This is a genomic window from Oceanicella sp. (assembly GCF_056449545.1).
In genome coordinates this window covers 22,255-47,742 of sequence record NZ_JBWOMN010000137.1, presented here as the reverse complement: position 1 = coordinate 47,742, position 25,488 = coordinate 22,255, and the positions used below count along the sequence as shown (strand labels likewise).

Below are 25,488 nucleotides of genomic sequence, written 5' to 3'. Positions count from 1 at the left end.
CGGCGCATGACTCTGGCCAATCCGCCGCCGCGGGCGCATCATTGCGGCGGCGGTGAAATCGGGTTCTTCGGCCTTGGCATGGACAAATCGGAAAAACGCGCGCGACCAAAGGCGGACCATGCGCTGGCGGGCGCGATTCTGGCGATCGGCACGGAGGATTTCTTCGCCGCGATCAGCGACTGGCTGCGCGCCAATGTGAACTTCATGGGGGTCTTCGTCACCGAACTGGACGGCCGCCGCCAGCCGACCCATGTCTATGACAACGTGCCCGCGGCGCGGCGCTTTGACGTGGTCGACACCTATCTGGACCGCGCCTATCTGCTGGATCCGTTCTTTGACAGCCACCTGAAGGACCGCGCGACCCGCGTCGCCACGCTGGCCGAGGTGGCGCCGGACCGGTTTCATCGCTCGACCTATTACAAGCTCTATTACAAGAGCCTGCGCCTGCAGGACGAACTGGGGATCTTCGTGCGGTTGACCGAGGCGCGGGCGCTGTTCTATTCGCTGGGCCGGCGGCAGCGGGAACGCCGGTTCTCCCGCGCCGACATCGACGCGTTTCGCCGTCTGCTGCCGGTGTTCGCGGCGCTCAACATGCAGCATTTCGCCCGCGCCCGGCGCGCCGGGGCCGACGCGTCCGCCAGTCAGGGCGTCGACGCGGCGCTGGCGAAATTCGGGCAGGGGGCGCTGACGCCGCGCGAACGCGAAGTCGCCAATCTGATCCTGAAAGGCCATTCCTCGCGCTCGATCGCGGCGCGGGCCGGGGTGTCGGTGGGCACGGTGAAGATCCACCGCAAGAACCTGTATCGCAAGCTGCGGATCTCGTCGCAGGGGGAACTGTTCCACGCCTTCTTCGACAGCCTGTTCGGCTGAGCCGGGGGTCTACCCCCTCGGGGGTATTTACCGCATCGCCGCCGGGTTCCTATCCTCGGACCCATGGCGCGCCCCAGCGGGCGGGCGCGGAACGGGGCGGCGATGGGCAGGCGGCGGGATTTTTCCACGGGTGACGCGGCGGGCGAGGCGCCGGCGATTTCAGCGCGCGGCCTGGTCAAGGGTTTCGGGCGCGGCGCGGCGCGGATCATCGCGCTCGATCACGTGTCGCTCGACATCCGGCAGAACGAATTCTTCACCCTTCTGGGCCCCTCGGGCTGCGGCAAGACCACGCTCTTGCGGATGATCGCCGGGTTCGAATTGCCGGATCAGGGCGGCGTGCTGCTGCATGGCGAGGAAATCGCGCATCTGCCGCCCCACAAGCGCCCGGTGAACACGGTGTTTCAGAGCTACGCGCTGTTTCCGCATCTGAACGTGGCGCAGAATATCGGTTTCGGGCTGGAGATGCTGGGCTGGAGCAGGGAAAAGACCGCCGCGGCGGTGCAGCGGATGCTGGAACTGGTGCGGCTTGAACCGCTGGCGGACCGCGCCCCGGATCAGCTGTCGGGCGGGCAGCAGCAGCGCGTGGCGCTGGCCCGGGCGCTGGCCCCGCAGCCCCGGGTGCTGCTGCTGGACGAACCGCTGGCGGCGCTGGATCTGAAGCTGCGCAAGGAGATGCAGCTGGAACTGAAGCGGCTGCAGGACGAGACCGGCATCACTTTCGTTTTCGTCACCCATGATCAGGAGGAAGCCCTGACCATGTCCGACCGGATTGCGGTGATGAATGCAGGCAAAGTGCAGCAGATCGGCGCGCCGCAGGACATCTACAATGCCCCGGCAAATCGTTTCGTTGCCGATTTCATCGGCGACATCAACATCCTGACCGGATTGCCCCTGCGGGATCAGGCGGGCGGACTCACCGTGCGGCTGGGCGGCGAGGCCGAGATTTTCCTGCCCGGGGCGAGCATGGCGGGCGACCGCGTCAGCGTCGCGATCCGCCCCGAGAAAGCCCGCGAATGCGACGCATCCGCGGACAATGCGCTGCACGGGACCGTGACCCATGTGGTGTTTTTCGGGGCCGGGGCCAATATCCACCTGACCCTGGGCGACGGGGCGGCGTTCATCCTGCGGCTGCAGGGCGACGCCGGCGGGCACGCGGTCGGCGACCGGATCGCCTTTCGCATCGACGAGGGCGGCGCGCGGGCGCTCGGCGACTGATGGCGGCGGGGTCCGGATCCGAGGCGCCCGGCGCCGCCCTGACCGCGGCCCGCGCGCTGGACGCCAGACGCCGACGCAACACGCGGCTGCTGCTGCTGGCGCCGGGGCTGATCGTCATCGGGCTGTTCGGGCTGATGCCGCTGTCGATCACGCTGGTGTATTCGTTCCTGAAACCGGGGTCGTTCGGCGGCGTGGAATGGGTGTTTTCGCTTGACGCCTATGTCCAGTTCTTCGTCGAGCGCGACATCTTCGACGACACCCTGTCCTTCAACTGGTCGTATCTGTCGATCTTCGCGCGATCCGTTGGGCTGTCTTTCGGAGCCACCATCGGGGCGCTGATCCTCGGCTATCCGACCGCCTATTACATCGCCTCGAAACCGGCGGATCAGCGCAATTTCTGGCTGTTTCTCATCACCTTGCCGTTCTGGACCAACCTGCTGATCCGCACCTACGCCATGCTGATCATCCTGCGCGATCAGGGGGTGGTCAACCTGGCGCTGATGGATGCGGGGCTGATCGAGAAACCCATCGCGATTCTCTACACCGACACGGCAGTGTTCATTGGCCTGATCTACAGCTATTTGCCGTTCATGGTGCTGCCGCTCTACGCCAGTCTCGAAAAACTGGATCTGCGGTTGATCGAGGCGGCCTTCGATCTATACGCCAACCGCTGGAAAGTGCTGACGAAAGTCATCCTGCCGCTGTCAAAGCCGGGGATCGTCGCGGGCTGCATCCTGGTGTTCATCCCGGGGCTCGGCGCCTATATCACGCCCGAATTGCTGGGCGGCGGCAAGAAGCTGATGATCGGCAACCTGATCGCCATTCAGTTCGGATCCTCGCGCAACTGGCCCTTCGGGTCGGCGGCGGCGCTGATCCTGATGGCGGTGGTGATGCTGGCGCTGATGCTTTACGCGCGCCATGCCGGGCGGGAGAGCGCACGCCATGGCTAGACGCTTCGACCTGCGCCGCCAGACCGGCTTCACCGAGATCGCCTGGTTCTGCCTGTTCGCGCTTTACGCGCCGATCCTGATGCTGGTGGCGTTCTCGTTCAACGACAACCGGTCGGTGGTGAAGTTCACCGAATTTTCGCTGCGCTGGTATTTCGAGGCGTTCGACAATGACGGCATCCGCGCCGCCGCCGGGGTGTCGCTGAAGGTCGCCTTCGTCGCCGCGGTCTTCGGCACGATCTTCGCCACCATGGCGGCGCTGGCCACCACCCGCACGCGGCCCTATCGTGGCATGTATCTGGCCTATGCGGTGATCAACCAGCCGCTGATGATCCCCGAGATCGTCACCGCCATCGCCTCGCTGTCGCTGTTCGCGCTGATCAAGCAGCTGACCGGGGTCACCGGCATCGGCTACCTGATGCTGGCGCATACGGTGTTCTGCATCCCCTTCGCCTACATGCCGATCCGCGCGCGGCTGGAGGACATGACCCTGACGCTGGAGCAGGCGGCGGCGGACCTGTATGCGCCGCCGGCGAAGGTGTTCTGGAAGGTGACGTTTCCGCTGCTGGCGCCGGGGATCGTCGCCGGGGCGATGCTGGCCTTCGTGGTGTCGCTGGACGACGTGATCATCACGCTGATGGTGGCCGGCCCGGGCGAGACCACGCTGCCGATCTACATCCTCGGCGCCATCCGGCGCGGCATCACTCCGGAAATCAACGCGGTGTCGACGGTGCTGCTTGTCGCCTCGATCGTCTTCGTCGCCGTGTTCTTCTTCTTGCAGAGGCGACGGGCGAAATGATCAACACTCATCAACAGGAGGTCGGAATGACACGGAAACTTTTGGGATTGGGCGTGGCGCTTGGTCTGGCGGCCGGCGGCGCGCAAGCCGAAGGCGTGCTGAACATCTACAACTGGGGCAACTACACCAGCCCCGAGCTGATCGAGAAATTCGAAAAAGCCAACGACGTGAAGGTCACCATCGACGGCTACGATTCCAACGAGACCATGCTGGCCAAGGTCAAGCAGGGCGCCACCGGCTACGACATCGTGGTGCCGGGCGATTACATGGTGTCCATCATGATCGATCAGGGGCTGCTGGAAAAGATCGAGCCCAACAAGATGGAGAACTTCAAGAACGTCGATCCGAAATGGGTCGATGTCTACTGGGATCCGGGGCGGTCCTATTCGGCGCCGTGGCAATGGGGAACCACGTCTTTCGTGGTCGATTCCGAGGTCTACAAGGGCGACGTCAACACCCTCGCCCTGCTGTTCGATCCGCCCGCCGAATTGCAGGGCCGCATCAACATGCTCAACGACATGAACGACGTGATCAACGCCGGGCTGCGCTATCTGGGCTATCCGCGCTGCAATTCGAACAAGGCGCAGCTGAAGGACCTGACGGCGCTGCTGCTGAAGGCCAAGGCCAACTGGCGCACGATGGATTATTCCACGATCGAGAAGCTGACCTCGGGCGACGTGGACCTGTCGCAGAACTGGAACGGCGCCTCGATGCGCGCCCGCGCCCAGCGCCCGACGCTGGTCTACGCCTATCCCAGAGAGGGCTTCACCGGCTGGATGGACAACGTGGCGGTGCTGAAGGGCGCGCCCAATCTGGACAATGCCAGGCTGTTCGTGAATTTCATCATGGACCCGGAAAACGCCGCGCTGATTTCGAATTTCGCGCGCTACGCCAACGGGATCGCCGGGTCTGAAGCGTATATGGACGCGGACATGAAGAACGCGCCGGAGATCGTCATGCCGGCGGGCGCCCCGGCGCCGGATTTCGTCAAGCCCTGCGATCAGGAGGTCGTGGACCTCTACAACAGGATCTGGACCCGCCTGAAGCAGTGATCCGATCCGCGGCGGGGCGCTTTCGGACGCCCCGCCGCCCAGGCGAAGCCCCGGGGCGCGACACATGACAGACTGGAAGCGAAGCCGCCCGAAGACCGCGCGCGAGCTGGGCATCATGCAGGGCAGCCCGCCGCCGCCCGACAAGCGGCCCGGGGCCGACAACTGGGACCTGCCGCCATTCAACCGCTGGTCGTTCCTGAACATGCGCGCGCTGTTTCCCACCACCGATGTGGGGCGCGGCGCGGGCCCGGTTTCGGCGCTTGCCGCCGATCCGGTCGATCTGCTCGGCGCCCCGTTCACCGACAGCGCGGGGGCGGCGCGCAGCGTCGGCGACTGGCTGGACGAAAGCTACACGGACGGGTTTCTGGTCTATCAGGGCGGGCGCGTCCGCCATGAAAGCTACCGCAACGACATGACGCCGGACACGCTGCACCTGTCCCAGTCGGTGGCGAAATCCGTGGTCGGGACGCTTGCCGGGATTCTTGTCGCGCGCGGGGCGCTGGACCTTGGCGCGCCGCTGGCGGATGTCGTGCCGGAACTGGCGGAATGCGGCTATGGCGACGCGACGCTCGGCCAGGTGCTCGACATGCAGTCCGGGGTGCGGTTCACCGAGGATTACGGCGCGCCGGACTCGGACATGACCCGCATCGACATCGCCGCGGGCTGGCGGGCGCTGCCGCCGGGGCGGCCCTATCAGAGCATCCGCGACGTGATCCTGACGCTGCCCAAGATCCGCGCGCACGGGACGGCGTTCGATTACCGTTCGGTCGAGACCGACGTGCTGGCCTGGGCGCTGGAACGGGCGGCGGGGGCGCCGCTCGCCGATCTGGTCAGCCGCGAGATCTGGGCCCCCATGGGGGCCGGGCGCGACGCCTGCTTCACGGTGGATCGCGCCGGGACCGCGCTGGCCGATGGCGGCTTCAACGCGACCCTCAGGGATTACGCGCGATTCGGGCGGCTGTTCCTGGAGGATCGCCCGGCGGGCGGCGCCAACCCGGTCCCGCGGGACTGGATCGCGTCATGCCGTCGCGGCGAGGCCGAGAAATTCGCCGCGCCCTACACCGACGCCACCCCCAACGGCGCCTACCGGAACAAGTGGTGGGTGCGCGACAACGCCCGGGGCGACATCGCCGCGCGCGGAGTGTTCGGGCAGTTGATCTATGTGGACCGGGACTCGGACCTGCTGGTTGTCAAGCTGTCGAGCTGGCCGGATTACCTGATGCCAAGGCGCACGCTGGACATGTATCTGGCGATCGACGCCATTCGCGCCGCGCTGGAGGACGCCTGAATGCAGAACCGCATCCGATCCGGGGCCGAGTCAAGCGCCGACATCCTGATCGTCAACGCGCATGTCATGACCATGGAGCCGACGGCGCCGCGCGCCTCGGCGGTGGCGATCCGGGGCGATCGCATCATCCGGGTCGGCGATTTCGACCCCGGCGACCTGCGCGGCCCGGACACCGAGATCATCGACGCCGGGGGGGCCACGGTGATCCCCGGCTTCATCGACAGCCACGTGCATCTGTTCGGGGGGTCGGCGGAGCTGGGCTGTCTCAACCTCGCGGACATCGCGGGCGAAGCCGCGCTGACGGCCGCCGTCGCCGCCGAAAGCCGCGCCAGGCCCGAGGCGGCGCTGCTTTACGCCACCTGCGCCGATTATCATGTTCTGGGCCCCGACGCGCCGCTGGACCGTCACGCGCTGGACCGGATCAGTCCGGACCGCCCGCTTGCCCTGATGGCGGCGGATCATCACACGGCCTGGGCCAACACGGCGGCGCTGGAGCTTGGCGGCATCCTGCATGGCGGGACCACCGATCCGGGGGCCGAGATCGTCATGGGCGATGACGGGCTGGCCACCGGATTGCTGCAGGAAACCAGCGCCTTTCAGCCGGTGATCCGCCACACGGAACTGGGCGGCCGGGATTTCCTCGGCTACGTCACCGGCGACGACCCGGACCCGCCCGCGACCCCGGCGGAACGCGCGCGCGACAAGGCCGCGCTGCGGCGCGGGCTGGCGCATTGCGCGCAATGCGGCGTCACCTCGCTGCACAACATGGACGGCAACCTTTACCAGATGCAGTTGCTGCATGAACTGGAGCAGGCGGGCGACCTGACCAGCCGCGTGCAGATCCCCTGCCATCTGCGCAACACCCATCCGCTGTCAAAGCTGGACGAGGCCGAGGAGATGCGCCGCCGCTACCGGTCGAACATGCTGTATTCGGGGCGCGTGAAGATGTTCATGGACGGGGTGATCGACAGCCGCACGGCGCTGATGGTCGCCCCCTACCCGGACCGCCCCGACACCCATGGCGACGCGGTGTTCACGGCGGAGGCGTTCAACGAGGCCGCCATCCGCGCCGACGCCATGGGACTGCAGATCAGCGTGCATTGCTGCGGCGACGGCGCGGTGCGCCGCGCGCTCGACGGCTACGCGGCGGCGCGGCGCGCCAACGGCGCCCGCGACAGCCGCCACCGCATCGAACATATCGAGACCGTCACCGACGCAGACATCCCGCGTTTCGCGCAACTCGGGGTGATCGCCTCCATGCAGCCGCTGCATTCGCCGCTTGGCGGGCTGTTCGAACCGATGCCGCCCGGGGCGATCTTCAGCGACGCGCAGGTCTGGAACGCCTTCGCCTGGCAGACCCTGCGCGACGCCGGGGCGCGGCTGATCTTCAACACCGACTGGCCGGTGGCGCCGCTTGCCCCCATGCTGACGGTTCGCGGCGCGGTGGCGACGCGCCTGCCCGATGACGGGCGCTGGCGGGACCAGCGCCAGAGCCTCGCCGACACGCTGGCGGCCTATGCCAGCGGCGGCGCCTACGCCGAATTCGCCGAAAACGACAAGGGCCGGCTGGTCCCCGGGATGCTGGCCGACGTGGCGGTGATGTCCGAGGATCTGGCGAGCCTCGCGCCCGAGGACCTCGCGCAGGCGCGCGCCGTCGCCACCATCTGCAACGGGCGCGTCACCCACCGGGCATAGCCGGGATCAGGGCAGCGTCGGGATCAGCGCGCGCAGGATGGCGGCGATGCTGCGCCCGGCGATCGCGGCGTTTGCGAGCACCTCCTCGATGGTGTCGGGCTGCTGGTCCGGCCCGCCATCGGCGGCGTTGCAGATCGCCGAGATCCCCAGCGCCTTCATGCCGCAATGATTGGCGGCGATCACCTCGATCACCGTCGACATGCCCACCGCGTCGCCGCCCGCGGCGCGCAGGTGGCGGCGTTCGGCCGAGGTTTCCAGCGACGGGCCGGCGACGCCGGCGTAAACGCCCTCGGCCATGTCCTCGCCCGCCGCGCGCGCCGCCCGCCGCGCCAGGGCGCGCAGCGCCGGGTCATAAGCGCGCGACATGTCGGGAAAGCGCGGGCCGATGCTGTCGTCATTGGGGCCGGTGAGCGGGTTGACCCCGGTGAAATTCAGATGGTCGGCGATCAGCATCGCCCGCCCCGGCCGCAGCGCCGGGTCCAGCGCCCCGGCGGCGTTGGTGACCAGAAAGCTCGCCGCCCCGAGCCGGCGCAGCAGGTAGACGGCGAGCGCGATGTCGCCCGGCGCCCAGCCCTCGTAAAGATGCAGCCGCCCCTGCATCAGCGCCGCGCGCCGCCCGTGCAGATCGCCGATCACCAGCCGGCCTTCGTGGGACGGCGCGGTGGAGACGGGAAAGCCGGGGATGTCCTCGTAAGGGATGGCGATCGGGTCCTTGACCTCGCCCGCCAGATCGCCGAGGCCGGAGCCGAGCACCAGCGCGATGTCGACCGGCGCCCCGGCGCGGCCCGCCGCGGCGGCGTGGGCGGCGTCGAGTTTTTCGCGGAGTGCTGTCGATTTGGGCATGGCGAGGCTTTCCAGACAAGAATTCAGGCGATGGAGGCGCGGATTTCCGGGGTCAGGTCGCGCACCGCGCCCAGGGTCTCGGCGATGTCGATGCGGGTGAGCTCGCCGTCGCGCACCACCTGCTCGCCGGCCAGGAACACATGGCGCACATCGGACTTGCTGGCCGAATAGACCAGATGGGTGAGCGGGTCGAACATCGGCGTCGCGTGCGGGCGGGTCGCGTCGAGCAGGATCATGTCGGCGCGCTTGCCGATTTCCAGCGACCCGGTGACGTCGCCCAGCCCCATGGCCTGCGCGCCCGCCAGCGTCGCCATGTGCAGCGCCTGCCGCGTGGTCACCGCGTCGGCCCGACCGCTCGCCGCCTTGTGCAGCGTGGCCGCGAGCCTGAGCGCCAGCCACATGTCGAGATCGTTGCCCGAAATCGCCCCGTCGGTGCCCAGCGTCACCTGCACCCCGGCGTCGAGCATGTCGGGAATGCGCGCAAAACCGCTGGCCAGCTTCAGGTTGGAGACCGGGTTATGCGCCACCACCGCGCCGGTGCGGGCGAGGATGGCGATTTCCTCGTCGTCGCAATGGACGCAATGGGCGAGCACCGTGGCCTTGTCGAGCACCCCCAGCGCGTCGAGATGCCGGATGACCGAGGCGCCGTGGCGGGCGGCCACGTCGGCTTGCTCGAACGCCGTCTCGGCGGCGTGGGTCGAGAACAGGCCGCCATGGCGGCGGCTCATGGCGTGGGCCGCCTGCAGGTTCTCAGGCCCCACGGTGTAGGCGCCATGGGGGAAGGTCCCGGGGCGCAGGGTCTCGGAGGCCGGATGGGCGGCGAAGAAGGCCTCGGCGTCGGGGGCGCGGCTGTCGGCGGTCTTGCCGTCCATGCCCGGCGGGTCGAAGAACAGCCCGCCGCAGGCCACGCGCAGGCCGATCTCGTCAGCCGCCTTCACGGTCTCCTCGGGATGCCAGAACATGTCGATGACCGAGGTCACGCCGCCCAGCAGCAGTTCGGCGAAGCCGAGGCGGGCGCCGATGCGGCAGGTCTCGGGGGTGAGGATGGCGCGCTCGGCCTTCCAGACCGTCTGCAGCCAGGGTTCGAGCGGCAGGTTTTCCACCAGCCCGCGAAACAGACTGTCGCCGGCATGGCAATGGGTGTTGACCAGCCCGGGCGCGAGGATCATGCCCGCGGCGTCGATCACCCGGTCGGCGCGTTCGGGCGCCGCGCCGATGGCGACGATGGTCCCGTCATCGACGGCGACGTCGCCCCGCAGCGCCGCATCCCCGGCGTCAGGGTCACGGTTGGGGTCGGCGGTGACGATGGCGGCGTTGCGGATGACGAGGTCCATTGCGTGCTCCTGCCTGTTCCGGCGCGACATTAGGGCGGGCCGCGCGTCAAGGCCAGAGCCCCGCAGGCGATGCGAATCAACCCCCGAGCGCATGGGCTCTTTCCTTGCCGGCGGTCACGGCCTAGCTTGAGGCATGGATTCTTATTTTGCGAAACAGGCGTCCGCTGGCCGGAATCTCGGCGAATCTGCGCCTGAAACCGGAAAAACAACGCCCGAACAGCCGTCGGCCCGCGTGATCGCCGCCGCGCGCGGCGCCCCGTTCACCACGGATGAACGATGCAGGATCGTCGAATTGCTCAATGACCCAGCCTGCCCCGACGTGTCGCTGGCCGAAGCGCGGGTGGCGCCGGGCGTGACCACGGCGCTGCATGTCCTCGCGGGGGTCGCCGAACGCTACGTGATCGTCAGCGGCGAGGGCGTGGCCGAGATCGACGGCGTCGCGACGCGGGTTCGCGCCGGCGACGCGGTGCTGATCCCCCCGGGCGCGGCCCAGCGCATCGCCAACACCGGCGCGGCGGACCTGGTGTTCCACTGCATCTGCACCCCGCGCTTTCGCCAGGCCGCCTACCGGAACCTGGAAACAGGCCTGTAAATCCCACCCCGACTCTGCCAAGGACCGGCCGCAAAGGATCGAGTCATGAAGATAGACGGCGTGCCCTACCGGACCATCTGGCTTGCCGATGACGGCGAGACGGTGGAGATTCTCGACCAGACCCGGCTGCCCCACCGGCTGGGCACCGCCCGGCTGGCCAGCGCCGAGGACGCGGTGATCGCCATTCGCCAGATGCTGGTGCGCGGCGCGCCGCTGATCGGCGCCACCGCCGCCTACGGGCTGGCGCTGGCCATGCGCGACAATCCCGGCGACGCGCGGCTGCGCGAGGCTGCGGCGACCCTGCGCAGCGTGCGCCCCACCGCCGTCAGCCCGGCGCATGCGCTGGCGCGGATGACCGCGGCGCTGCGCCCGCTCGCCCCCAACGCCAGGGCCGAGACCGCCTACCGCCTGGCGGCGGAGATCTGCAACGAGGACGTGGCCGCCAACAGCGCCATCGGCGATCACGGGCTGGCGCTGATCCGGGACATCGCGGCGCGGCGCGGCGGCGATCCGGTGCGCATCCTCACCCACGGCGCCGCCGGGTGGCTGTCGACGGTGGATTGGGGCACGGCGCTGGCCCCGGTCTACAAGGCGCATGCGGCGGGCGTGCCGCTCGACATCCGGGTGTGCGAAACCCGCCCCCGCAATCAGGGCGCCTTCCTCGTCGCGTGGGAACTGAACAGCGCCGGCGTGCCCCAGAAGGTCATCGTCGACGCCGCCGCCGGGCGGCTGATGCAATGCGGCGAGGTGGACATGGTCATCGTCGGCGCGGCGCGCATCGCCGCCTCGGGCGATCTGGCCTCGGGGATCGGGGCCTATCCGCTGGCGCTGGCGGCGCGCGACACCGGGACTCCGTTTCACGTGGCGGCGCCGTCGAGCGCCATGGATTTCTCGATCGCCGACGGGCTGCGCGACATCCCCATCGAGGAGCGCCCCGGCGAGGAGGTGGCCCACATTTCCGGCCGCGCCCGCGACGGGACCATCGGCTCGGTGCAGCTGCTGCCCGCCGGGCTGCAGGCGATCAACCCGGCTTTCGACGTCACCCCGGCGCGGCTGGTGAGCGGCTTCGTCACCGAACGCGGCCTCTGCGCCGCCACGCGGGACGCCCTGGCCGCAACGTTCCCGGACCGCATCGCGGCGCTTGTCGGGGAGGGGCCCGCCTGATGCATCCCAACCCGGCCTTTCGCGGCGTCGAACCGGCGCGCAACATCGCCTTCGCCGATGCGCGCGGCTTCGGACTGCTGACCATGAACGGCCCCGACGGGCCGCTGGCCGCGCATCTGCCCTTCGTCATCGAGGGCGATCGGGTCCGCGCCCATGTCGCGCGATCCAACCCGCTCCGCAAGGCGCTGGAGGCGGGACCGCAGCCGGCGCTGCTGGCGGTGTCCGGGCCCGACGGCTACGTGTCGCCGGACTGGTATGGGATCGACGATCAGGTCCCGACCTGGAATTACGTCGCGGTGCATCTGCGCGGCGCGCTCGGCCTTGCGCCGCCCGAAAGCCTGCGCGGGCATCTGGCGGCGCTGTCGGCGCGTTTCGAGTCCCGCCTGGCGCCCAAGCCGGCCTGGACGCTGGACAAGATGACCGACGCGGCGCTGTCGCGGCTGGAGCGCATGATCCTGCCGATCGAGATGCGGATCGCGCAGGCGGACGGCACATGGAAGCTCGGCCAGAACAAGCCCGAGGCGGCCCGGCGCGGGGCCGCCGAGGCGATGGCCCACGCGGCGCTGGGCGCAGAATGCGCGGCGCTCGCGGACATGATGCGCAACGCCTGACATGAACGCCGGCCGCAAGCGCCGCCGCCCGGTTCGAAGCGCGGCGCCAGGCCGTCCCGAAAACGCGCTTGCGCGTTTTGGCCGGGGCCTGCGGCCCCGGTGCGGAGGCTTCGCCTCCGCCGGGACGGCCGCCCCCAAGGCCGGCGCCCCGGGCGCTTGTCAGTCCGCGAGGGGGGCGGATTTGCGCGTCTTCGGCTTGAACGGAGCCATGCCTTCGCGGGCCAGTTCGTCGGCGCGTTCGTTCTCGGCATGGCCGGCATGGCCCTTGACCCATTTCCAGGTCACCTTGTGGGGCGCCTGGGCGGCGTCGAGCCGGCGCCACAGGTCCTCGTTCTTCACCGGCTTGCGCGCCGCGGTCTTCCAGCCGTTCTTCTTCCAGCCGAACATCCAGCCGGTGATGCCGCCTTTCACATAGGCGCTGTCGGTGACCACGGTCACGTCGGCGGCCCGACCCAGGCTTTCCAGCGCCATGATCGCCGCCATCAGCTCCATGCGGTTGTTGGTGGTCGCGGGGTCGCCGCCCTTCAGCGCCCGTTCCTTCACCGGGGCGCCGTCGCGCAGCGCCACCATCAGCGCGCCCCAGCCCCCGGGGCCCGGATTGCCCGAGCATGCGCCGTCGGTGTAGACGATGATTTCAGTCATGTTCTGGTCGCGTCCTGGTCTGGTCTGTGGGCGAAAACGTTGAGGATGGTCAATTCCTCGCCGCCATAGCCCCTGGATTGCCGCTCCTGCACGGCGATGCGTTCGAAGCCGGCATTGGCGAGCAGGTCGGCGATCTCCTCGGCGCCGAAATAGGCGTAGAACCGCCCCAGCGCGTCGCGGGATTCGCCCGCCCCCGCCTTCAGCCCCAGATACAGCGCGCCGCCCGGGCGCAGGGCGCGGCGGATGCGGGCGAGGTTGCCCGGCATGGCGGCGCGCCGGTCATGCAGCAGGCTGAAGCTGGCCCATATTCCGTCAAACGCCGCCTCGGCGTCGAGATCCGCGAACAGCGCCGTCTCGACCTCGATCCCGTGGGCCGCACGGGCCTGCGCCGCCAGCTTCGGCGAGCCGTCCATGGCGCGCACCGCCAGACCGGCGTCGCGCATCTCCGCCGCCGCCCAGCCGCCGCCGCAGCCCAGATCCAGCGCCGCGCCGCCGCTCGGCAACCTGGCGATGAACTTGCGCAGATTGCCGCGCGGCGAGGCCGGGTCGCTCCATGCCGCGTATTCCGCCGCGTTGGCCTCGTAAAAATCCAGCGTCCGGCGATCCCGGGTCATGCGGCGGGTTCGCGCAGGATGCGCGGCGGCTTGAAGCTGACCCGCTCCACCGCGGTCTCGACCATTTCGACGGTCACGTCATAGCGATCGCGAAAGGCGTCGAGCACCTCGTCCACCAGCAATTCAGGCGCCGAGGCCCCGGCGGTGACCCCCACCGCGCGGGCGCCGTCGAGCGCGCGCCAGTCGATGTCGCGCGCCCGCTGCACCAGTTGCGCATACCCGCAGCCGGCGCGTTTGCCGACCTCCACCAGCCGCCGGGAATTCGATGAATTCGGCGCGCCGATCACCAGCAGCGCGTCGATGCGCGCGGCCACCGCCTTCACCGCCGCCTGGCGGTTGGTGGTGGCATAGCAGATGTCTTCCTTGCGCGGGCCGGCGATGTCGGGAAACCGCGCCTTCAGCGCCGCGACGATGTCGGCGGTGTCGTCGACGCTGAGCGTGGTCTGGGTGATGTAGGCGAGCCGCGACGGGTCGCGGGGCGCGAGGCGGGCCACATCGGCCTCGGTTTCCACCAGCAGCACCTCGCCGGGGGGCAGCTGGCCCATGGTGCCGATGGTCTCGGGATGGCCCTCATGGCCGATCATCACCATCTGCAGGCCTTCGCGATGGTGGCGCCCGGCCTCCATATGCACCTTCGAGACCAGCGGGCAGGTGGCGTCCACGAACAGCATGTCGCGGCGGCGCGCCTCCGCCGGCACGGATTTCGGCACCCCATGGGCGGAAAACACCACCGGGCGGTCAGGGGGGCATTCGGCCAGATCCTCGACGAACACCGCGCCCTTGTCGCGCAGCCCGTCGACCACGAAGCGATTATGCACGATCTCGTGTCGCACATAGACCGGGGCGCCCCATTTTTCCAACGCCATCTCGACGATGCGGATGGCGCGGTCCACGCCGGCGCAGAAGCCGCGCGGCGCGGCGAGATAGAGCGTGATCGGCCTGAGGGCCCTGACGGTCATGGCGGCGCGTCCCTTTCAGGGCGCAACATTGCAGCCCATAACAGCAGCCATATGGCGCTGCGCCGGGGTTTTCAACCGCCGCCGCCGCCGCATCCGGCGCGGCGCCCGGTCCGCAAAGGCGAAAAAACTGCGCCGCCGCGCCGCGACCGACCCGGGAAATGCGTTTGTAAACTCGTTTTAAGCGGTAAACTCGCCTAGATGGGTGAACAGGCGGCGGGCGGATCCTCGACCCGGCGCCGGCGATCACGCGCGGGAGGCGGCAGACCGGAATGCGATTCATCGCGCGCTCTCTCACGGGGCTCCTGATCCTGGCGGTGACGCTGGGCCTGTTCGGCTATGCCGGATTGCGCATCCGCGACGCCGTCGAGGCGCAGGAGGAGGCCAGCCGCAACCGCCACGCCGCGCCCGAACGCAGCTTCGTGGTCACGGTGGAGCTGCTGAAGCCGGTCAACGCCCGCTCGATCATCACCGCCTATGGCGAATTGCAAAGCTCGCGCACGCTGGAGCTGCGCGCGGCGATTTCGGGTCATATCGTCGAAGTGGCCCCGCAGTTTCGCGACGGCGCGCTGGTGAAGAAGGGGGCGCTGCTGTTTCGCATCGACCCGGCGCAAATGCAGTCGGCGCTGGAACGCGCCCGCATCGCGCTGGCCGAGGCCGAGGCCGAACGCGAGGAGGCGATCGGCGCGGTGAAGCTGGCGGTCAAGGAGCACGCGGCCTCGCAGGCCCAGGCGCGGCTGCGGGCCAAGGCCCGCGACCGCCAGCAATCGCTGCGCACGCGCGGCGTGGGCACCGAGGCGGCGGTGGAGGCGGCGGCGCTGGCCCTGTCCGCCGCCGAGCAGATCGTCATCGGCCGCGAACAGGCGCTGGCCAACGCCCGCAACCGGGTGACGCGGGCGGGCATCGCCCTGCGCCGCCAGCGCATCGCCGTCGCCGACGCCGAACGCGAACTGGCCCAGACCACCGTCACCGCGCCGTTCGACGGGCTGCTCGCCGACGTGAACGCGGTGCTCGGGCGGCTGGTCAACGTCAATGAAAAGCTCGGCGAACTGATCGACCCGGATGCGCTGGAGGCGGCGTTCCGGATTTCCAACAGCCAGTTTTCCCGGCTGCTGCTGCAGGGCGACGCGCTGGCGCAAGCCGAGGTCACGGTGCGGCTGGAACTGGAAAACGCCCCCATCGTCGTGCCGGCGCGGCTGGATCGCGCCGGGGCCGAGGTCGGCGAGGGCCAGACCGGGCGGCTGGTCTATGCGCGCCTGGCGCCGCAGCTTCGCGCCATCCTGCGCCCCGGCGATTTCGTCACCGTGGAGATCCCCGAACCCGAGATCCGCGACGCCGCCATCATCCCCGCCACCGCCGCCACCGAGGATGGGCGCATCCTGCTCGTCACCGATGACGACCGGCTGGAGGAAGCGACGATCCGCGTGCTGCGCCGCCAGGGCGATTACCTGATCGTCGCCGACGCGCCCTTCGGGCGGCGCATCGTCACCGAACGCCTGCCCCAGCTTGGCCCGGGCGTGCGCGTGCGCCCCGCCGCGCGCCCCGACCCGCCGGATGGCGCCATGCCCGCGGAGCAGGACGCCGATGACGCCGGGGATGGGGGGGATGGCGAGCTGATCGCGCTCGACCCCGACCGCCGCGCCCGGCTGGTCGCCTGGGTGCAGGGCAGCGACTCCATGCCCGAGGACGCCAAGGCGCGCATCCTGTCCGCCATCGCCGCGCCGCGCGCGCCGCGCGCCATGGTCGAGCGCATCGAAGCCCGGATGGGGGGCTGACCCGATGACCGCGCGCAAGCCCGGCGGCCTCCGCACGATCGGCGGGAAGCTGGGCGAAAAGGGCGTCTCCGGCGTCTTCGGCTATTTCGTGCGCCACGGCACCGCCGCCAACCTGCTGCTGGCGGCGATGATCGTCATGGGGCTGGCCGGGGCGCTGTCGATCCGGTCGCAATTCCTGCCCGACATCGTCATCAACGCGGTCACCGTCACCGTGAAATGGAAAGGCGCCGGGCCCGAGGACATCGACAGCGCCGTGGTGGCGGTGCTGGAGCCGGCGCTGCTGGGGGTCGAGGGGGTGGAGGAGACGATCTCCACCGCGCGCGAGGGCAGGGCGACGATCCGGCTGAATTTCGAGGCCGGCTGGGACATGGGCCGCGCCAGCGACGAGGTGAAATCCGCCGTCAACGGCGTCGCCACCCTGCCCGACGGCGCCGACGAACCCATCATCCGCCGCCGCGCCTGGCGCGACCGGGTGACCGACGTGGTGATCCACGGCCCGGTCTCGCCCGAACAGATCGGCCGCTTCGCCGATGAATTCACCGGGCGGCTGTATCGCGAGGGCATCACCCGCACCCGCATTCGCGGCGTGCCCAACCCGGTGGTGCGGGTGTCGATCCCCGAGGCCTCGCTGATCCGCCATGGCGTGAGCCTGCGCGAAATCGCCGACGCGCTGGGCGCGGCGGCGGCCACCTCCCCCGCGGGCGACGTGGGATCGGGCGCCGCGCGGGTGCGCACCGGGGTCGAGCGCCGCAGCGCCGCCGAGATCGGCGACGTGGCGGTGCGCACCCGGCGCGACGGATCGAAGCTGCTGGTGCGCCAGCTGGGCGACATCCGCGTCAGCAGCGTCGAGGAGGGCCGCCAGTATTTCCGCAACGGCGATCCGGCGGTGTCGATCCGGGTCGATCGATCGGCCCAGGGCGACGCCATCGACATCCAGGACGAGGTGGCGCGCGTCGCCGCGGACATGGAGGCCACCCTGCCCGCGGGCGTGCAGGTGGAACTGATCCGCACCCGCGCCGAGGCGATCAAGGGCCGGCTCAACATCCTGCTCGACAACGCCGCGTTGGGGCTGGTGCTGGTCACCGCGCTGCTGTTCCTGTTCCTGAGCGCGCGCACCGCGTTCTGGGTGGCGGCGGGGATCCCGGCCTCGATGCTGGCGGCGCTGGGGCTGATGTATGCGCTGGGGCTGACGCTCAACATGGTGTCGCTGTTCGCGCTGATCATCTGTCTGGGCATCGTCGTGGACGACGCCATCGTGGTCGGCGAATACGCCGATCAGCAGGCGCGCACGCGCGGATTCAGCCCCGGGCGCGCCGCCGAGGACGCGGCGCGGCGCATGGCGGCGCCGGTGCTCGCCGCCTCGATCACCACCATCATCGCGTTTTCCGGGCTGATGCTGGTGGGGGGGCATTTCGGGCGGCTGATTTCCGACATTCCGGTCACTGTGTCGCTGGTGCTGCTGGCCTCGCTGGTGGAATGCTTTCTGATCCTGCCCGCGCACATGAAGCACGCGCTGGCCGCCAAGACCCGCGCGCCGTGGTACGACGCGCCCAGCCGCGCCTTCAATCGCGGCTTCAAGTGGTTTCGCACCCGGCTGTTCCGCCCGTTCATGGCGGTGGTGATCCGGCTGCGCTACCCGGTGCTGGGGCTGGCGCTGCTGGCGCTCGCGCTGTCCGCCGAACTGTTCCTGCGCGGCGACGTGCAATGGCGGTTCTGGGCCCCGCCCGAACGCGGGTCGATATCGGGCAACGTCGCCATGCTGCCCGGCGCCAAGCGCGAGGACACCCGCGCCATGGTCGCGGAGCTGGAGCGCGCGGTGACAAAGGTCGCCGCCGATCTGGAGGCCGAATACGGGGCCAACCCGGTGACCTTCGTGCTCGCCGAGGTGGGCGGCACCACGGGGCGCGGCATCAGCGGGCAGGAAAGCAAGAACAAGAACCTGCTGGGCTCGATCGCGGTGGAGCTGATCGACGCCGATCTGCGGCCCTATTCCTCGTTCGAGTTTCTCGCCCGGGTGCAGGACGAATACCAGCGCCACCCGCTGGCCGAAACCGTGAGCTTTCGCCACTGGCGCGCGGGCCCCGGGGGGGACGGGCTGGACGTGAGCTTCTTCGGCGCCGACACCGCGGTGCTGAAACAGGCCGCCGAGGCGCTGAAGCAGGCGGTGGCCCCGATCCCCGAGGTCAGCGCCGTGGAGGACAGCCTCGCCTATGACAAATCCGAGCTGGTGCTGCAGCTGACCCCGCTGGGCGAACGGCTGGGCTTCACCACCGAGGCGCTGGGCGCGGAATTGTTCCGCCGGCTCAACGGCGTGACGGCGGCGGAATTCCCGGTGGGCAAGCGCACCGGCAAGATCGTGGTGCGCCTGCCGGCGCGCGAACTGACCGCCGATTTCCTGTTTCGCACGCTGATGCGCGCGCCCTCGGGCGGCTACACGCCGCTGTCGGAAATCGTCACCGTGTCCTCGAAATACGGGTTTTCGACCCTGCGGCGCGAAAACGGGCTGCTGCTGGTGTCGGTGACCGGCGACATATCGGAGGACGACCCCGAGCGCGCCACCGAGATCACCACGCAGCTGCGCGAACAGATCCTGCCCGAAATCGCCGCACGCCTTGGCGTGGAATGGCGGCTGGCGGGGCTGGCGGAGGACGAGGAATCGTTCCTCGGCGACGCGATGGTCGGGTTTCTGCTGGGGCTGGCGGGGATCTTCATCGTGCTGGCCTGGGTGTTCGCAAGCTGGAGCCGGCCTTTCGCGGTGATGCTGATCATCCCCTTCGGCTTCATCGGCGCCGCCTGGGGGCACTGGTTCCACGGGGTGCCGTTTTCCATGTTCTCGATCGTCGGGCTGGTGGGGATGACCGGCATCATCATCAACGATTCCATCGTGCTGGTGACCACCATCGACGACTACGCCAAGCGGCGCGGGCTGCTGCCGGCGATCCTCGACGCGACCTGCGACCGGCTGCGCCCGGTGCTGCTGACCACGCTGACCACGGTGCTGGGGCTGGCGCCGCTGCTGTTCGAACGCAGCCAGCAGGCGCAGTTCCTGAAGCCGACGGTGATCACCCTGGCCTATGGGCTGGGCTTCGGGGTGGTGCTGGTGCTGCTGCTGACCCCGGCGCTGGTGACCATGCAGCACGACGTGGGCGCGGCGCTGCGCTCCACCCGGCGCATGGCGCGCTACCTGCTCGGGCGCCGCCGCTACGGTCGGAACCGGCGCGCCCGGCGCGCGGCGTCGGACCGGAGGGCGCGCGGCGCCTGACGGGGGGCGCCTGACGGGGGGCGCTTCACGGGGGGCGCTTCACGGGGGGCAGCGCGGGGTTGCGGCGATCGGTGCGCGCCCCCCGCCAAACCATGGCGAAACCGCGTCAATTGGGCGGCTTTGGCGCTAAAAGCTTGCATGGGTCCGGCCGCGACCCTACCTTTGTTGAACAGAAAAACCGATGTAGACGCCCTTTTGGTCGGGCTTGGACGCATCGGATCAACGAAAATTGGTCTCAGAAAAGATGTGATTGAAAATGGCCCAGGAAAACAACGCCCGAGAACACAACGTGCAGCAGGTGCACCGACGGGTCAGCGTCAAGACGGCGCTGCCTGAAGATCACCTCGCCTTCAGCCGGATGAGCTTCTCCGAAGGGTTGAGCCAGCTCTTCGAGATGGATCTGGAACTGCTGTCGCGCGAACCCCGGCTTGATCCCAACGATCTGCTGGGGCGCAATCTGACGGTGCGCTTCACCCATGACGGCGAAGGCGCGACGCGCCATTTCAACGGTCTTGTGCGCCAGTTCAGCTATCGCGGCCGCCGGGGGCGGTCCTCGGTCTACAGCGCCAAGGTGGCGCCGTGGCCGTGGCTGCTGACCCAGACCACCAACACCCGCATCTTCGCCGACATGTCCGCCAAGGACATCGTCACCGAGGTCCTGGGGATGGTCGCCAACGCCAATTTCGAATTCAAGGCCGGCGCCGGCGAGGCCTACGAATACACCGTGCAGTATCAGGAAACCGATTTCGCCTTCGTGTCCCGCCTGATGGAGCGCGAGGGGTATTATTACTGGTTCGAGCACGAGGACGGCGATCACAAGATGATCATCGCCGACAGCATGAGCCAGCACGAACCCGCAAGCAACAACGACAGGTTCGAATTCCGCACCCGCGACGCGGCCGGGGCGCGGCTTCGCCAATGCGTCACGGCCTGGGACAGCGTCTCGCAGATCCTCACCGACCGGGTGGAGATGCAGAATTTCGACTTCAAGCAGGCGCGCGCCGACCTGAGCAACGAAGGCGCCATCAACCGCCAGTACAAAATGGGCGCCCTGCAGCAATACATCTACCCCGGCGCCCAGCTGACCGCGCAGCGCGGCGGCGATCTGGCCAAGACCCGGGTGGAGGCGATTCAGGCCAACCAGACGCAGGTTTTCGCCGAATCCACCCTGCCCGGCGTGGAGACCGCGCGAAAATTCACCATCGTCGATCATCCCGAGGAACCTGAAGCCGAATTCCTCATCACTTCGGCCAGTTACGAGCTGTCGCAAGATGAATTCGAATCCGGGCGCGGCGGCGGCGGCGGCGAGGTGACCTTTTCCAACACATTCACGGCGATGCCCGCGACCGAGGTGTTCCGCGCGCCCTTCGTCACCCCCTGGCCGCGCGTCCACGGCCCCCAGACCGCGATCGTCAGCAACGAGAACAATCAGGAACTGGACCTGGACGACTTCGGCCGGGTGCGCGTGAAATTCCACTGGGTGCGCGGCGAGGAGGTGTCCTGCCGGGTGCGGGCCTCGCAGCCCAATGCCGGGGCCGGCTGGGGCAGCGTGTTCAACCCGCGCGACGGGCAGGAGGTGATCGTCGAATTCCTCAACGGCGATCCGGACCGCCCGATCATCACCGGGCGGGTCTACAACAACGTCTCGGAATACCCCTATCCGCCGGCCGAGAAGCCCGAGATCACCACGATCAAGACCAACAGCGTCAACGGCAGCGGCTTCAACGAGTTGCAGTTCAACGACGTTTCGGGCGAGGAGCACGTGTTCCTGCATTCGCAGAAGGACACGCATCTGCGCACCAGGAACGATCACATCGAATGGATCGGCAACGACGAACACCAGCAGATCGACGCCAAGTCGCATCGCGAGGTCGGCAAGGATTCGCACGAAACCATCGGCGGCGACAATCACCTGACGATCTCGGGCGCCAATCACGTGGATGTCACCAGCGACCACCTGCTGAAATCCGGCGGCAACATCGTCGAACAGGCCGGGCAGTCGATTCACATCAAGGGCGGCCAGAAGGTCATCATCGAGGCCGGCATGCAGCTGTCGCTGAAGGTTGGCGGCAATTTCGTCAATATCAGCATGGCCGGGGTCGACATCGTCGGAACCATGGTGAAGATCAATTCCGGCGGCAGCGCCGGATCAGGCCCGGGCACCTCGCCGGCGAAGGCCGAGCCGCCCATCGAGCCCCGCGAAGAGGAGCCCGGCGCGGTTTCGCCCGCGTTGAAGGCGCGCAGCCGCACGCCGACCAGACTGGAACTGGACAAGAATCCGGTCGCCGCCGCGCTGCTGAAAGCCGCCGATTCCGGCGCGCCGTTCTGCGCCATCTGCCAAAAGACGAATTGAGGCGGCGCAATGACGATGACCAACGAAAACAGGTTGCCGGCGCTGCGACATTCGCGCAGGCTCTCGCCAACGCTCGGGGGGGCGCGGCAATGACCGGTGGCAACGGAGTCGACCAGACCAAATCCAAGGCGGCGCTGGAGCAGGCGCTGTTCGCGGATCCGTTCCTGAAGGCCTACGCGATCATCGACGGCGCGCGATGCCTTGAACTGCTTGATCGTTTCGACGACATGGCCCCGCCCCGCGAATGCCTGTATCTGGGCGAGCTGGAGCCCGAAGTCGCCGTGGTCGCCCCCTATCTGGTGGAACTGCGCGACGATGATCGGTTTTTCGACTGGCTGTTCGACAACGGCTGGGGGAACAGCTGGAACGTGTGGCTGACCTCGGAATCCGAGATGCTGGACCTGCGGGCGCATTTCCGCCGTCTGACCATCGTCGAGATGCCCGACGGCCAGTTCTGCTATTTCCGCTTCTACGACCCGCGGGTGCTGCGCGATTTCCTGCCCACCTGCGATGACGGGCAGATCGGGCAGATGTTCGGCAAGGTTGTGGATCGCTTTCTGGTGGAAAGCGACGGCGGCGAGGACATCCTGCCCTTCAGGCCCAACGGGCTCGACTGATCCGCGGTCGGGGCGCGCGGCCCGAACCCGCGCCGCGCCCCGGGCCTGACCCGGGGCGCGTTTGCGCCTAGTCGATCTCGTAGGCGAATTCGCCGTCCTTGGCGCTGACCGCGATGGAACGGATCGGCGCGCCTTCGGCCATGCGGTTCAGCACCTCGCGGCTGATGGTGGGCAGCAGCGTGTTGGTGAGAATGGCGTCGATCATGCGCCCGCCCGATTCCAGTTCCGAACAGCGCGCGCGCACCAGATCCAGCACGCTTTGATCATAGGTCAGCTCGGCCCCGTGGGTCGCGGTCACCCGACGCTGGATCTGCTTGAGCTTCAGCCCGGCGATCATGTCCACCATTTCATCCGACAGCGGGAAATACGGGATCACCACCAGCCGCCCCAGCAGCGCCGCCGGAAACACCTTCAGCAGCTCCGGGCGCAGCGCGGTGGCGATGGCGTCGGGTTCGGGGGCCAGATCCGGGTCCTCGCACAGCTTCATGATCAGGTCCGAGCCCACATTCGAGGTCAGCAGGATCAGGGTGTTCTTGAAGTCGATGCGCCGGCCCTCGCCATCCTCCATCAGGCCCTTGTCGAACACCTGGAAAAAGATTTCATGCACGTCCGGGTGGGCCTTTTCCACCTCGTCGAGCAGCACCACCGAATAGGGTTTGCGGCGCACCGCCTCGGTCAGCACGCCGCCCTCGCCATAGCCCACATAGCCCGGCGGCGCGCCCTTGAGGGTCGAAACCGTGTGCGCCTCCTGAAACTCCGACATGTTGATGGTGACCACGTTCTGTTCGCCGCCATACATCATTTCCGCCAGCGCCAGCGCGGTTTCGGTCTTGCCGACGCCGGAAGGGCCGGCCAGCAGGAACACCCCGATGGGCTTGTTTTCCGCGTCCAGCCCGGCGCGGTTGGTCTGGATGCGCTTGGCGACCGCCTCCATGGCGTGGTCCTGGCCGACCACCCGCGCGGCCAGTCGGTCGGCCAGCGTCAGCACGTTCTCGATCTCGTTGGAGACCATGCGCCCCACCGGGATGCCGGTCCAGTCCTGGATCACCGCCGCCACCGCCTGGCGGTCGCAGCTTGGCAGGATCAGCGGCGCCTCGCCCTGCAAGTCCTCCAGTTCGGCGAGCTTGCCCTGCAGGGTTTCCATGGCCGCGTCGCGGGCCTCGCCTTCCAGCGGGCCGTCATCGACCGGTTCGCCGGCGGCTTCGGCCTCGGCCTCCTCGGTTTCCGCCTCGGCCTCGGCGCGGGCCTCCACCGCCGATCCCGTGCCCTCGACCGGGGCGCTGTCGCCGCGAAGCCGGGCGCGCAGGTCGAGGATTTCATCCACCAGCGCCTTTTCCCGATCCCATTTCGCCTCGACATCGACCAGCGCCGCCGCCTCGGCTTCCAGTTCGGCCAGCACCGAGGCCTCGCGTTCCGCGACCTCCAGCCCGATGGCCTTTTCGCGGCCGATTATGGCCTGTTCGACCTCCAGCGCGGAAATCCGCCGGCGCAGGTCCTCGACCTCGGCCGGCACCGCGTGCTGGCTGACCGCGACCCGCGCGCATGACGTGTCGATCAGGCTCACCGCCTTGTCGGGCAGCTGGCGCGCCGGGACGTAGCGGGCGGAAAGCTGCACGGCGGCCTCCAGCGCCTCGTCGAGAATCTGGATGCGGTGGTGCTTTTCCAGCGAGGACGCGATGCCGCGCATCATCAGCACCGCCTTGGCCTCGTCAGGCTCCTCGATCTTCACCACTTCGAAGCGCCGCGTCAGGGCGGGGTCCTTTTCGATGTATTTCTTGTATTCCGACCATGTGGTGGCGGCCACGGTGCGCAATTCGCCGCGCGCCAGCGCCGGTTTCAGCAGGTTGGCGGCGTCGCCGGTGCCCGCCGCGCCGCCGGCGCCGATCAGGGTGTGCGCCTCGTCGATGAACAGGATGATCGGGGTTTCGGAGCTCTGCACCTCGTCGATCACCTGGCGCAGGCGGTTCTCGAATTCGCCCTTCATCGAGGCGCCGGCCTGCATCAGCCCGATATCCAGCGCCAGCAGCTTCACGTCGCGCAGCTGCGGCGGCACGTCGCCGCGCGCCAGACGCTGCGCAAACCCCTCCACCACGGCGGTCTTGCCGACCCCCGCCTCGCCGGTGAGGATCGGGTTGTTCTGGCGCCGGCGCATGAGGATGTTGATCATGGCGCGGATTTCCGCGTCGCGCCCGACGATCGGGTCCATCTTGCCGGACCGGGCCTTTTCGGTCAGGTCCTCGGCATAGACGGCCAGCGCATTGCCCTTGCCCGCGGCGGGCGGCATGGCGCCCGAAGCCGCGCCGGGCGCGCCGGCGTCCAGCCCCTGCGCCTGCAACGAGGGCTCGCCGTCCTCGACGGACCCCTTGACGATGCCGGGGAACCCGGCCTCCAGGTCCTTCACGTCGATCTTTTCGAATTCGCGCGACATGCGGTGCAGGATCCGGTCCAGCCCCGGCGTCGCCAGCGCGCCCAGCAGCGCGTAGCCCGAGCGCACCTTGTTGTCGTCAAAGCGCATGGAGCCATGCACCCAGCCCCGTTCGATGGCGTCGAAAATGTGATCCGAAATGTCCGAGATCGAGGTCGAGCCGCGCGGCAGCGCGTCGAGACTGGCGGTCAGATCCGCAATCAGCCGCGACGGGTCGATGCCGAAATGCTGCGCGATCTTCATCACGTCGGCGTTTTCGGTGAGCGCCAGCTGCTCGATCCAGTGCAGCAGCTCCACATAGGGGTTGCCGCGCAGCTTGGCGGATTTCAGCGCGTTCTCCATGGCCCGGCGGGCCGGGGCGTTGAGCTTGTTCAGAACGTCCGAGCGTTTGATCGTGGACATGTATCAACCTCATTTTTCATGCCTGGAAGGGC

At 68.7% G+C, this 25,488-nt stretch carries 20 protein-coding genes; 14 read left to right on the top strand and 6 right to left on the bottom strand.

Translation table 11 applies throughout. The features are described from left to right. Positions 1 to 6: 6 nt before the first annotated feature. From AC1HC7_RS17310 to AC1HC7_RS17280, 7 genes are all read left to right on the top strand, one after another. Positions 7 to 870, top strand: coding sequence for a helix-turn-helix transcriptional regulator (locus tag AC1HC7_RS17310; RefSeq protein WP_479498102.1), 864 nt, complete (start codon positions 7 to 9; stop codon positions 868 to 870). A 102-nt stretch (positions 871 to 972) separates the two neighbouring features. Next, the gene (locus tag AC1HC7_RS17305) at positions 973 to 2,085 is read left to right on the top strand and encodes an ABC transporter ATP-binding protein (RefSeq protein ID WP_479498103.1); all 1,113 of its coding nucleotides are present in this window, start codon (positions 973 to 975) and stop codon (positions 2,083 to 2,085) included. Continuing rightward, positions 2,085 to 3,035: an ABC transporter permease gene (locus AC1HC7_RS17300; protein WP_479498104.1), complete on the top strand. Its 951-nt coding sequence runs from the start codon at positions 2,085 to 2,087 to the stop codon at positions 3,033 to 3,035. The genes AC1HC7_RS17305 and AC1HC7_RS17300 overlap by 1 nt, the downstream gene beginning before the upstream one ends. Then, positions 3,028 to 3,831, top strand: coding sequence for an ABC transporter permease (locus tag AC1HC7_RS17295; protein WP_479498105.1), 804 nt, complete (start codon positions 3,028 to 3,030; stop codon positions 3,829 to 3,831). Before AC1HC7_RS17300 ends, AC1HC7_RS17295 begins: the two co-directional genes overlap by 8 nt. Positions 3,832 to 3,857: 26 nt before the next feature. Next, entirely contained in the window at positions 3,858 to 4,883 is a 1,026-nt protein-coding gene (locus AC1HC7_RS17290; RefSeq protein WP_479498106.1) for an ABC transporter substrate-binding protein, read from the top strand. 64 nt (positions 4,884 to 4,947) lie between these two features. Beyond that, complete coding sequence (locus AC1HC7_RS17285; protein WP_479498107.1) at positions 4,948 to 6,171, top strand: serine hydrolase domain-containing protein; 1,224 nt, start codon at positions 4,948 to 4,950, stop codon at positions 6,169 to 6,171. Continuing rightward, positions 6,172 to 7,866, top strand: coding sequence for an amidohydrolase (locus tag AC1HC7_RS17280; RefSeq protein ID WP_479499265.1), 1,695 nt, complete (start codon positions 6,172 to 6,174; stop codon positions 7,864 to 7,866). It begins immediately after the preceding gene. A gap of 6 nt (positions 7,867 to 7,872) precedes the next feature. Here AC1HC7_RS17280 and AC1HC7_RS17275 read toward each other — a convergent pair whose 3' ends face one another. Then, positions 7,873 to 8,709 (bottom strand): purine-nucleoside phosphorylase, encoded by an 837-nt coding sequence (locus tag AC1HC7_RS17275; protein ID WP_479498109.1) that lies wholly within the window; start codon positions 8,707 to 8,709, stop codon positions 7,873 to 7,875. A gap of 23 nt (positions 8,710 to 8,732) precedes the next feature. After that, positions 8,733 to 10,043: an amidohydrolase family protein gene (locus AC1HC7_RS17270; RefSeq protein WP_479498110.1), complete on the bottom strand. Its 1,311-nt coding sequence runs from the start codon at positions 10,041 to 10,043 to the stop codon at positions 8,733 to 8,735. A 292-nt stretch (positions 10,044 to 10,335) separates the two neighbouring features. Here AC1HC7_RS17270 and AC1HC7_RS17265 point away from each other — a divergent pair, with 292 nt between their 5' ends. Genes AC1HC7_RS17265 through AC1HC7_RS17255 form a run of 3 tightly spaced genes read left to right on the top strand, consistent with a single transcriptional unit; the run spans position 10,336 to position 12,410 of the window. Next, positions 10,336 to 10,635: a cupin domain-containing protein gene (locus AC1HC7_RS17265; protein ID WP_479498111.1), complete on the top strand. Its 300-nt coding sequence runs from the start codon at positions 10,336 to 10,338 to the stop codon at positions 10,633 to 10,635. 45 nt (positions 10,636 to 10,680) lie between these two features. After that, on the top strand, positions 10,681 to 11,799 hold the full coding sequence (gene mtnA / locus AC1HC7_RS17260) for an S-methyl-5-thioribose-1-phosphate isomerase (protein ID WP_479498112.1): 1,119 nt from the start codon (positions 10,681 to 10,683) through the stop codon (positions 11,797 to 11,799). Next, entirely contained in the window at positions 11,799 to 12,410 is a 612-nt protein-coding gene (locus tag AC1HC7_RS17255) for an FMN-binding negative transcriptional regulator (RefSeq protein WP_479498113.1), read from the top strand. The genes mtnA and AC1HC7_RS17255 overlap by 1 nt, the downstream gene beginning before the upstream one ends. Before the next feature lie 159 nt (positions 12,411 to 12,569). Here the strand turns inward: AC1HC7_RS17255 and rnhA are convergent, their stop codons facing one another. The 3 genes from rnhA to ispH are packed head-to-tail and all read right to left on the bottom strand — an operon-like array spanning position 12,570 to position 14,625. Next, positions 12,570 to 13,052: a ribonuclease HI gene (gene rnhA, locus AC1HC7_RS17250; protein ID WP_479498114.1), complete on the bottom strand. Its 483-nt coding sequence runs from the start codon at positions 13,050 to 13,052 to the stop codon at positions 12,570 to 12,572. Further along, positions 13,049 to 13,666 (bottom strand): class I SAM-dependent methyltransferase, encoded by a 618-nt coding sequence (locus AC1HC7_RS17245; protein ID WP_479498115.1) that lies wholly within the window; start codon positions 13,664 to 13,666, stop codon positions 13,049 to 13,051. The genes rnhA and AC1HC7_RS17245 overlap by 4 nt, the downstream gene beginning before the upstream one ends. Continuing rightward, positions 13,663 to 14,625 (bottom strand): 4-hydroxy-3-methylbut-2-enyl diphosphate reductase, encoded by a 963-nt coding sequence (gene ispH, locus AC1HC7_RS17240; RefSeq protein WP_479498116.1) that lies wholly within the window; start codon positions 14,623 to 14,625, stop codon positions 13,663 to 13,665. The genes AC1HC7_RS17245 and ispH overlap by 4 nt, the downstream gene beginning before the upstream one ends. Before the next feature lie 269 nt (positions 14,626 to 14,894). Here ispH and AC1HC7_RS17235 point away from each other — a divergent pair, with 269 nt between their 5' ends. From AC1HC7_RS17235 to AC1HC7_RS17220, 4 genes are all read left to right on the top strand, one after another. Further along, positions 14,895 to 16,397, top strand: a complete 1,503-nt coding sequence (locus AC1HC7_RS17235; RefSeq protein ID WP_479498117.1) for an efflux RND transporter periplasmic adaptor subunit — start codon at positions 14,895 to 14,897, stop codon at positions 16,395 to 16,397. A 4-nt stretch (positions 16,398 to 16,401) separates the two neighbouring features. Continuing rightward, positions 16,402 to 19,659 carry an efflux RND transporter permease subunit gene (locus tag AC1HC7_RS17230; RefSeq protein WP_479498118.1) on the top strand — a complete coding sequence of 1,086 codons (3,258 nt, stop codon included), beginning with the start codon at positions 16,402 to 16,404 and terminating at the stop codon, positions 19,657 to 19,659. Between the two features lie 256 nt (positions 19,660 to 19,915). Next, the gene (locus tag AC1HC7_RS17225; RefSeq protein WP_479498119.1) at positions 19,916 to 22,012 is read left to right on the top strand and encodes a type VI secretion system Vgr family protein; all 2,097 of its coding nucleotides are present in this window, start codon (positions 19,916 to 19,918) and stop codon (positions 22,010 to 22,012) included. A gap of 89 nt (positions 22,013 to 22,101) precedes the next feature. Then, on the top strand, positions 22,102 to 22,629 hold the full coding sequence (locus AC1HC7_RS17220; protein ID WP_479498120.1) for a DUF4123 domain-containing protein: 528 nt from the start codon (positions 22,102 to 22,104) through the stop codon (positions 22,627 to 22,629). Positions 22,630 to 22,696: 67 nt separating this feature from the next. On the opposite strand, the gene tssH is transcribed toward AC1HC7_RS17220, so the two are convergent. Further along, the gene (tssH, locus tag AC1HC7_RS17215; RefSeq protein WP_479498121.1) at positions 22,697 to 25,456 is read right to left on the bottom strand and encodes a type VI secretion system ATPase TssH; all 2,760 of its coding nucleotides are present in this window, start codon (positions 25,454 to 25,456) and stop codon (positions 22,697 to 22,699) included. Between the last annotated feature and the right edge of the window lie 32 nt (positions 25,457 to 25,488).